The 8543-nt window shown below is 73.0% G+C and carries 10 protein-coding genes and 1 pseudogene; 5 read left to right on the forward strand and 6 right to left on the reverse strand.

Features of this window, described 5'->3' with window-relative positions; all coding sequences use genetic code 11:
• The first annotated feature begins 273 nt into the window (after positions 1–273).
• Positions 274–636, forward strand: coding sequence for a DUF1330 domain-containing protein (locus B085_RS0107470; RefSeq protein ID WP_018557947.1), 363 nt, complete (start codon positions 274–276; stop codon positions 634–636).
• A 43-nt stretch (positions 637–679) separates the two neighbouring features.
• Here the strand turns inward: B085_RS0107470 and B085_RS0107475 are convergent, their stop codons facing one another.
• On the reverse strand, positions 680–1342 hold the full coding sequence (locus tag B085_RS0107475) for a FadR/GntR family transcriptional regulator (protein ID WP_026250770.1): 663 nt from the start codon (positions 1340–1342) through the stop codon (positions 680–682).
• A gap of 3 nt (positions 1343–1345) precedes the next feature.
• Between B085_RS0107475 and B085_RS0107480 the strand changes: the two genes are divergently transcribed.
• Positions 1346–2614, forward strand: a complete 1269-nt coding sequence (locus B085_RS0107480; RefSeq protein WP_018557949.1) for an MFS transporter — start codon at positions 1346–1348, stop codon at positions 2612–2614.
• Between the two features lie 508 nt (positions 2615–3122).
• Here B085_RS0107480 and B085_RS0107485 read toward each other — a convergent pair.
• Together B085_RS0107485 and B085_RS41645 are read right to left on the reverse strand one after the other, a co-directional pair.
• Entirely contained in the window at positions 3123–3683 is a 561-nt protein-coding gene (locus B085_RS0107485) for a DinB family protein (protein WP_026250771.1), read from the reverse strand.
• A gap of 56 nt (positions 3684–3739) precedes the next feature.
• Positions 3740–4192 (reverse strand): MarR family winged helix-turn-helix transcriptional regulator, encoded by a 453-nt coding sequence (locus B085_RS41645; RefSeq protein ID WP_037731435.1) that lies wholly within the window; start codon positions 4190–4192, stop codon positions 3740–3742.
• 170 nt (positions 4193–4362) lie between these two features.
• Here B085_RS41645 and B085_RS0107495 point away from each other — a divergent pair, with 170 nt between their 5' ends.
• On the forward strand, positions 4363–4866 hold the full coding sequence (locus B085_RS0107495) for a hypothetical protein (RefSeq protein ID WP_018557952.1): 504 nt from the start codon (positions 4363–4365) through the stop codon (positions 4864–4866).
• On the opposite strand, the gene B085_RS0107500 is transcribed toward B085_RS0107495, so the two are convergent.
• Complete coding sequence (locus B085_RS0107500) at positions 4833–5540, reverse strand: SDR family oxidoreductase (protein WP_018557953.1); 708 nt, start codon at positions 5538–5540, stop codon at positions 4833–4835. The two genes, B085_RS0107495 and B085_RS0107500, sit on opposite strands and share 34 nt — an antisense overlap.
• 240 nt (positions 5541–5780) lie before the next feature.
• On the opposite strand from B085_RS0107500, the gene B085_RS0107505 reads away from it, so the two are divergent.
• Complete coding sequence (locus B085_RS0107505) at positions 5781–6161, forward strand: nuclear transport factor 2 family protein (protein ID WP_018557954.1); 381 nt, start codon at positions 5781–5783, stop codon at positions 6159–6161.
• 38 nt (positions 6162–6199) lie between these two features.
• Positions 6200–6787 (forward strand): carboxymuconolactone decarboxylase family protein, encoded by a 588-nt coding sequence (locus B085_RS45510; RefSeq protein WP_018557955.1) that lies wholly within the window; start codon positions 6200–6202, stop codon positions 6785–6787.
• Here B085_RS45510 and B085_RS0107515 read toward each other — a convergent pair.
• Both B085_RS0107515 and B085_RS0107525 read right to left on the reverse strand, forming a co-directional pair.
• The gene (locus B085_RS0107515; protein ID WP_018557956.1) at positions 6712–7428 is read right to left on the reverse strand and encodes a response regulator transcription factor; all 717 of its coding nucleotides are present in this window, start codon (positions 7426–7428) and stop codon (positions 6712–6714) included. The genes B085_RS45510 and B085_RS0107515 overlap by 76 nt on opposite strands.
• A gap of 675 nt (positions 7429–8103) precedes the next feature.
• Positions 8104–8543 (reverse strand): annotated as a pseudogene (locus B085_RS0107525) (ABC transporter); the annotation flags it as partial.

An 8543-nucleotide genomic window follows, 5' to 3' on the forward strand; every position in this document is an offset into this window, starting at 1 on the left:
GTCGCGGCGGAGCGGCAGCCGCAGGAGGTCCCCGTCACCCGGGGGGCGAGCGTCACCCCCGCCCTCGACAGCCGCCCCTGGGCGGGTTCCCGGGCGGAGCCTCACACCTCTGCCCGAACCGTGTCGATATGACCTGAATGTGATGAAGCTCGCACCCGCTCGTTCACCCCCCGGCGATTACCTCCGGCGTCATCGACCGGCCCGCGGGGGCCCGGCAGGATCAGGGACGTCGGGCAGAACGGACGCCGGACACCACGACCCCAGGGAGCAGCCATGACCGCCTACGCCGTCGGCCACCTTCGTCCCGCGCGGCCCCACGAGGAGGTCTTCGTCTACATGGAGCGCATCCAGGACACCCTTGACCCCTTCGGCGGCCGCTTCGCCGTCCACGGGGCGACGGTGGAGGTCGTCGAGGGGCAGTGGCCGGGGACGATCGTCCTGATCGAGTTCCCGGACATGGAGCGGGCGCGCGCCTGGTACCGGTCGGACGCCTACCAGGAGATCCTCCCGTTGCGCACCCGCCACCTGCACGGCGAGGTCGTCCTCGTCGACGGCGTCGGTGCCGGATACGACGTCACCAGGACCGCCGCGCGGCTGAGGGAGGAGGCCGTGCGGACGGGCGCGCTGCCGGTGTGACCGGCCGCACCCAGCACGCCCGACGGGCTCAGCCGCCGGGACGTCAGCCGGAGGTGTGGGAGGCGGCTTCGCCGGCCGCCGTGGCGGCGTCGCCTGCGCGGATGGCGTCCAGCAGGCGCGCGTGGTCCATGCGGTCCCCGGGGCGCAGCACGGGGGCGCCGAAGTGCTCCTTCAGGGAGTCCCTGACGACCTGGCCCAGGTCGGCGTAGAGCTCGGCCAGCACCTCGTTGTGCGAGGCGGCCACCACGGCGAGGTGGAAGGCGCTGTCCGCGTCCACGAAGGCGTCCCGGTCGCCCGAGTCCCAGGCGCGTTCCCGCCGGCCCAGCAGCGTGCCGAGCCGGGCGAGGTCCTCCGCCGTGCGGCGTGTCGCGGCCAGGCCGGCCGCGGCCGACTCCAGGGCGCCGCGCACCTCGGCGACGTCCCGCTGCCCGGCCTCCTCGAAGCGGCGCCGCATCACTCCGGCGAGCTCGCTGGTCGCGGCGACGTACGTGCCGGAGCCGTGGCGTATGTCCAGCAGCCCGTTGTGGGCGAGGGCGCGCACGGCCTCGCGGACGGTGTTGCGGGCCACGCCCAGCTGCCGGACGAGTTCCGGCTCCGTCGGGATGCGCGAGCCCACCGGCCAGGCCCCCGAGGTGATCTGACGGCGCAGTCCGGAGACCACCTGCTCGAAGAGCCCGGAAGGGCGGGACACGGGACGTAGACTCATCCCATGATTATACGCCGCAAGGTCCCGGCGCGGTCGGCGCGACGGCGCGATCCCGCCCGGGCGGGCGGCCGCGGCCTGGCGGTGGCGGCGCTGCTGCTGGTGGCGTTCAACCTCCGTCCCGCGGTCACCAGCCTCGGCCCCGTCCTGGCCGAGGCGCGCTCCGCCCTCGGGATGAGCGGTGCCGCGGCCGGGCTGCTCACCTCCGTGCCGGCGCTCTGCTTCGCCCTGGTCGGCGTCGCCGCGCCCCGGCTCTCCCGCCGGTACGGGCCCTCGGCGGTCGTCGCGGCGGGTACGGCCGTGGTCGCCGTGGGACTCGTGCTGCGGCCGCTCGCCGGCGGCACCCTGCTGTTCCTGGCACTCAGCGCCCTCGCGCTCGCCGGGATCGCCGTCGCCAATGTGCTGCTGCCGGTGGTCGTCAAGCAGCGCTTCCCCGACCAGGTCGGCCGTATGACCGGCCTGTACTCCATGGCGCTCAACCTGGGCGCCGCGGTCGCGGCCGCCACGACCGTGCCGCTTTCCGGGGCGTTCGACGGGCAGTGGCGGTGGGGGCTGGGGGCCTGGGGTGTGGTCGCCGCACTCGCCGTGCCCCCGTGGATCGTGCTGGCACGCCTCCGTACGGCGGACCGGCCGCCGCGGAACGCGTCGGGGCCAGGCCCCGCGCCCGCGCCGCCGCCCGGTCCCGCGTCCGGCCCGGGGCCCGGCGCCGGGATGACCCGCTCCCCCACCGCCTGGGCCCTCGCCGCGTACTTCGGCCTGCAGGCCGGTGCCGCCTACGTCGTCATCGGCTGGCTGCCCCAGATGTACCGAGACGCGGGGCTGCCGGCGGGCAGGGCGGGCCTGCTGTTCGCCGTCACCTCGCTGCTGGGGGTGCCGCTGTCCTTCGCGCTGTCCGCCCTCGCGGGGCGGCTGCGGCGGCAGAGCGGCATCGCGGTCGCCCTCGGCGTGTTCGGGCTGGCCGGCTACGCGGGGCTGTGGGCGGCGCCGGCCGCCGCGCCCTGGGTGTGGGCGGTGCTGCTCGGCGTCGCCAACTGCTCGTTCCCGCTCGCCCTGACGATGATCGGGCTGCGCGGCCGGAACAGCGCCACGGTGGTACGGCTCTCCGCCTTCGCCCAGAGCACCGGCTACCTGCTGTCGATCCCCGTCCCGTTCATGGTCGGCGCGCTCTACGAGCGCACCGACGGCTGGCGGATCCCCCTGGTCTTCCTGGCGGTCCTGATGGTGGCGCAGCTGGCCGCCGGCGTGCTCGCGGGGCGGGACCGCAGCGTGGGCTGACCGCGTGGATCACCAGGGCAGGGGGCCGTCCGGGCCGGAGAAGGCCCCGGTGGGACCGTCCGGCAACTCCCGGTAGGGTCCTGGCCTGCGGCGTGCGGTGCCGCCCCGAACTCGTCGGCCGGGGCTCGGGCTTGTCCGTGCTCACGTACCGCGTTCCGGCCGCGTACTCCGGGCTGCTCTTCGCCCGGCTCGCCGACGCGCCCGGCTGGGGCGGCGCCGGCTTCCGGCAGCTGACCGGCCTGCCCCTGCTGGGGTCTGGCCGGGCTCGCGCTGGTCGACACCTCGAGGACGGTCGTACCGAACCGGGCGTCCGCCCGCGGCAGATAGGCCGTGTCGTCACATGCCCTCCCCCGACCTTCGGCCGGGGGTGCCCCCGCGCCGCGTCGCCGAATCGTCCGAGTAGCCCGCTGCGAGGACCATGCTCCGCGATGCACCGCACCTGGGAGCCCCTCCCAGCGTCAGCTGGGGGAGCTCACGTGACGACAAGACCTGGCCCCGAACGGGCAGGTCACTGACCGACCCTGCCGTCGACGCACTCGCGCAGCAGGTCGGCGTGGCCGCAGTGGCGGGCGTACTCCTCGACCCTGTGCACCAGCAGTTCCCGGACCGCCATCCCGTCCTTCCCCACGCGCACGCCCGGCTCCGGGTACCGCGCCAGCGCCGCGTCGGTCTCGGCCTGCTCGCGCTCCAGATCGCGGAACGCGGCGTCGACCACGGCCTGGTCGGCCACGGCACCGTCGAAGTCCGCGTCACGCGGGCCGTACAGCTTCGGCAGGGGTTCACCTTCGCGTATCCAGTTCCGCCAGTCGCGTTCCACCTCCGCGAGGTGCCTGACCAGGCCGAGCAGCGACATCGTCGACGGCGGGACCGAACGACGCGCCAGCTGCCCGGCGTCCAGGCCCTGGCACTTCATCCGCAGGGTCATCCGATAGCTCGTCAGGTAGTCGTGGAGGGTCGCGAGTTCGCCCTCCGGACTCGGGCCGTCCGTGTTGCGGGGGTCGTCGTCCGGGTCGACCCACATGTCGGGGTAGACGGTCGCCCGGGTCCATCGCGTCGCTTGATCGGTCATGCCCCGCATGCTGGTCCCTCACGGCCCGGGTGCGCCACCGGGTTTGCCCGGAGGAGCTAGCCGAGGTGCTCGGCGACACTCTCGAACTGGACGGCCATGCCCGCGAGGGAGCCGGACTCCATGTGGTCCATCACGCGCCTGCGCGCACTGGCCAGGAGCGACGGGTAGGCGGCCTCCAGCCGTTCCAGCCCGCCCGGCGTCAGGGTCGCCACGCTGCCCCGAGCGTCCACCTCGTGACGGCGCTTGGCCACCCAGCCGCGCGCCTTCAGCGAGTCGACCACCCGTGAGATGCGGCTGGCCGAGAGGCGGGTGAGCTCGGCCAGATCGATCATCCGCAGTTCGCGGTCCTTGGCCTCGGACAGGAACATCAGCACCGAGTACTCGGACAGCGTCAGCCCCGTCGACTTCAGAAGGTCGTCATCCAGAGCCTTCGGCAGCGCGGTCATCACACGCTGCAGGGCGCGCCAGAAGCGTTCCTCTTCTGCGTCCAGGGGAGCATCCGCCGTCATTGCCATAGCTTAACCCGCCGGTACGGCGCCTACGGCCCCCTCGTTCGCGTCAAGGACACGGGTTCGGAACCGGCCATATCCAGTTGAATCGTTGACCACTTCCTCGCGGCCGGGTCAGGCCGGGAGGCCTCAAAACCCCGTCGTCCCGCCCGGCGTCACGAAGGAGAGTCATGCACGGACTCGGTTGCCAGCGCGCCGCGGCGATCGCCGCCGGCCTTCTGCCGGGGCCGGCCCCCACCTCGGCGTCCGCGGCGTCCGGCCCGATCGCCGTGGACACGGGCGACTCCCGGTGCACCACCGCGGGCAGCCTCTGCGTCTTCGAAACGGAGTGGTTCACGGGACACACGGCGCTCTACCAGGACGTCGACACCGAGTGCGTGACGGCGCCGTTCGGGATCCTCGCGAACATCAACATGACGGACCGGCCCGTCACGTTCCGCAAGAACGCGGACTGCACGGGCTTCTCGACGACCGAGCCCGCGGGAACCTCCACTCCTGGAAGTCCCTCGGCCCCATGTACGGCTTCCGCGCCTGACCGCCCGCACGCCCCGCTGGCGGCGCGCTTCGGGCGGCCGATCCCCCGCCCCCTCGCGGCGGCCCGCTCAGGGACGCCGCCGGGGGTCGGCGAGGGGGCCGGTCGTCACCAGGGAAGCGCGCCGTCGCGGTCGAAGTAGCCGCCGGTCGGGCCGTCGGAGCCGACGAGCGCCATACGGACGATGATCTCGGAACCCTGCTCGACCGTCTGGAAACCGGTGTTGCCGTTCAGGTCGGTCTTCGTGAAGCCCGGCTCGACCGAGTTGATCCGGAAGTCCGGCAGCGCCTTCGCGTACTGCACGGTGATCATGTTCACCGCCAGCTTCGACGCCGGGTAGTCCATGCCCGGGAACATGTAGGCCGGCTGGTCCGGGTCCGTGACGTGGTGCAGCGAACCCAGACCACTGCTGACGTTGACGACGACCGGGGAGGCGGACTTCCGGAGCAGCGGCACGAAGGCGTGGAGGACGCGCACGACACCGAAGACGTTGGTGTCGAAGGTCTTCCTCATCTCGTCGGCGGTGGTCTCCACGGTGGGCACGACGCTGTTGTCCGCCCGGCGCACCTCGATGCCGGCGTTGTTGATCAGCACGTCCAGGCCGCCCTGGGCCTCGACCGTCCGCGCGGCGGCGGCGACCGAGTCGTCGTCCGTCACGTCGAGCTGCACGAAGGACGCGCCCAGCCGCTCGGCGGCCTGACGGCCCCGCTCGGCGTCACGGGCGCCTATCCACACGGTGTGGCCCTCCGCGATCAGGCGGCCCGCGGTCTCGTAACCCAGGCCCTTGTTGGCTCCCGTGATCAGTGTGGTCGTCATGGTGTCACTCCCGACTCAGGTGTGTTCGTTCTCCGACGCATCCACAGTGCGGCGCAGCGGGGCGCGCAGGGAGTAGTCCCGTTTTCCTGGGACTCGCGGTACCAGCGCCCTTCCGTCGCACGCGCCGCCGGCCTGTGACACGGCCCACAGGTTCTCCGGGACCGTACCGGACCCCAAGGTCCGGTACGGTCGTACATACGGACCCCGAGGTCCGGATACTCTCCCCACGAAGGAGCATCCGTGGCGATCCCGCGTGCCCGCGTCAGTGAGGCCCTCCGGGCACTGGTCTTCGAGCCCGAGCCCGGCGTCGCGCTGGACGAGGTCCTCGACCGCTACTACGCGCCCGACTACACCCACCGCAACAACGGCGGCGTCCTGACCCGCGAGCAGTTCGCGGCCATGGTCGCCGGCCTCCGCAGCCGGATCACCGGCGGCACGCTGACCGTCCTCGACGAGGTCTGCGACGGCACGACGTACGCCGAACGGCACACCTACCGCGTCACCCTGGCGGACGGCTCGACCCTGCACCGCGAGGTCGCGGTCTTCGGCGCCCACGCCGAGGACGGCCGCTTCCGGTACCTGAGCGACGCCGGTTTCGACCTCCCCGCCGACACCCGCTGACGCACCCGACCGCACGACCGCACGACGCAGGAGCGACCATGCCCCGACTGACCGACCCGGACCCGGCGTCCTTCCCCGACGACGTCCGTCAGTACCTGACCACACTGCCGCCCGACCCCATGGTCAAGATGCTGTCCCACTCGGCCGGCACCGTGAAGCCGTTCGTGGAGCTCGCCCGGGCCCAGGTCACCGCCCTGCGTCTGCCGGCCCGTTCGCGTGAACTCGTCATCCTCACCGTGGCCGCCTGCACCGAGTGCGCCTTCGTCGCGGCCCAGCACGAACCCGTCGCGCAGTCCGCCGGCGTCGACGAGACGACCCTCCGCCTCATCAGGGCGGGCGACCTGGACAACCCCGCCATCGCCCTCCCCGACCGCGCCCTGATCCGCCTCGCCGCGGAAGTGGTGCGGCACCCGCGCGTCAGCGACGAGGTGTTCGGTCTGGTCCGCTCCTTCCTCAGCGAGCGCGAGTTCGTCGAGGTGCTCCAGGTGGTGGGCTACTACTGGTCGTTCGCCCGGATCGCCACCGTGCTCGACGTCGAGGTGACCAGGGTCTACCGCGACGGCGAGGTCCTGGACACCCCCGCGGACACCGGCACGGCGGAGGTGCCGCCGGCGCCGATGCGGTAGCCGACGCCGGGCACCGTGGTGATGAGCCATGGTTCGCCGAGGCGCTTGCGCAGTGCGGAGACCGTGATGCGGACGGCGTTGGTGAAGGGGTCGGCGTTGTCGTCCCAGGCCCGTCCCAGCAGCTCTTCGGCACTGATGACACCGCCTTCCGCGGCGACGAGGACTTCCAGGACGGCGAACTGCTTGCGGGTGAGCGCGACGTGCCGACCGTCGCGGAAGACCTCCCGGCGGAAGGGGTCCAGACGCAGGCCCGCGATCTCGCGGACCGGCGGCCGGGCGTGCGCGCGTCTGCGGTCGAGCGCCCTCAGCCGCAGGACGAGCTCCCGCAGCTCGAACGGTTTGGTGAGGTAGTCGTCCGCGCCGAGCCCGAACCCCGAAGCCTTGTCGTCGATCCGGTCGGCGGCGGTGAGCATGAGGATCGGGATGCCGCTGCCGGAGGCGACGATGCGCCGGGCGACCTCGTCGCCGGACGGGCCCGGGATGTCGCGGTCGAGGACCGCGAGGTCGTAGGAGTTGACGCTCAGCAGTTCCAGGGCCGAGTCGCCGTCGCCGGCGATGTCGGCGGCGATCGCCTCCAGCCGCAGACCGTCACGGACGGCCTCGGCCAGATAGGGCTCGTCCTCCACGATCAGTACACGCATGCCCGAAGCCTAGCCAGCACGGCATATCGCCGGCGTATGCAACGGCGGGTGCGCCCCGGACGCGCGACCCGGCCCGCGGACGCGAAGGACCCCCGCCGCACGACCGGTCAGCGGAGTTCCGAGGCAGGCGCGAGCCCCCCGGCTCTGGACCGGGGGGCTCGCGGACAGGGCGAGGCCCTACGAAGCGGTGCGGTGGGCCCCGGTGCCGTCCGCGAGCAGCCGCTCGGCGTCGCGTGGCACCGCGAAGGCGTGCCCGCCGGCCGCGCGGGATATGCGGAACGTCATGCCCTCCCGGCTTTCGGCGGCCGAGACGCCGGTGACGAGGGTGACCGCGCGAGGCCTCCGGAACCGGACCCCGCGCCGAACACCGACCCCGGACGGAGCACCGGGCGGGACCCGCCCTCGGCCGGAGCGGCCTGGACGTTCACGGCCGCCCCGCCAACCAGGGCGGTGGCGAGCGCGGCTGCGGTGATCTGGCCGAAAGCGCCTGCCGGCCTTGGTCTCTCGGGGTTCAAGGCGTGCCTTCCTTCCGCTGCCGGCCCGGGCGGCCGGTGCCGGTGGGAGGAGCCGGTGTGGACACGTGACGCACTGCCCGCCCCGGACGGAACGCGCGTCGTGGAGCGCCTCACACCGGCGGCGGGACCTCGGGAACGGGCGGTTCGGCGAGCGCGGCCGTCAGACGACGCGCTTGCGGCCCCGCAGCAGGATGAAGACCGCCACTCCGGCGGCGAACGCGAGGAGGACCGAGGCGTCCAGCCACTGCGTGGTGCTCACCTGCGACAGGGGCAGGTAATCGATGGAATGGCCCACCACGTCCTTCTGCCGGAAGCAGACCTCGGCGGCCTTCGCGGAGGGCTCCTGAAGACAGGTGCTCAGGGGCAGAGTGTGTCCGGAGCCCGTCAGGTACGACTGGTCCACCTCCAACCCGCCCGCGGGAACGGCCGGTGCCGAACCGCCGTGCCCCGAGCGGTTGACGATCCTCACCGGTTCCGCGAGGTCCAGGCGGTGCATGGACCAGGCCACCTGGACGGCGACCGCGAAGAAGAAGGTCACGACCATCGAGAGCAGGGTGCGGCGCAGGACCATGCCGATCGCGACGCCGCCCAGGACGGTGA

The sequence above is a fragment of the Streptomyces sp. BoleA5 genome, assembly GCF_000373665.1.
GTDB lineage: Bacteria > Actinomycetota > Actinomycetes > Streptomycetales > Streptomycetaceae > Actinacidiphila.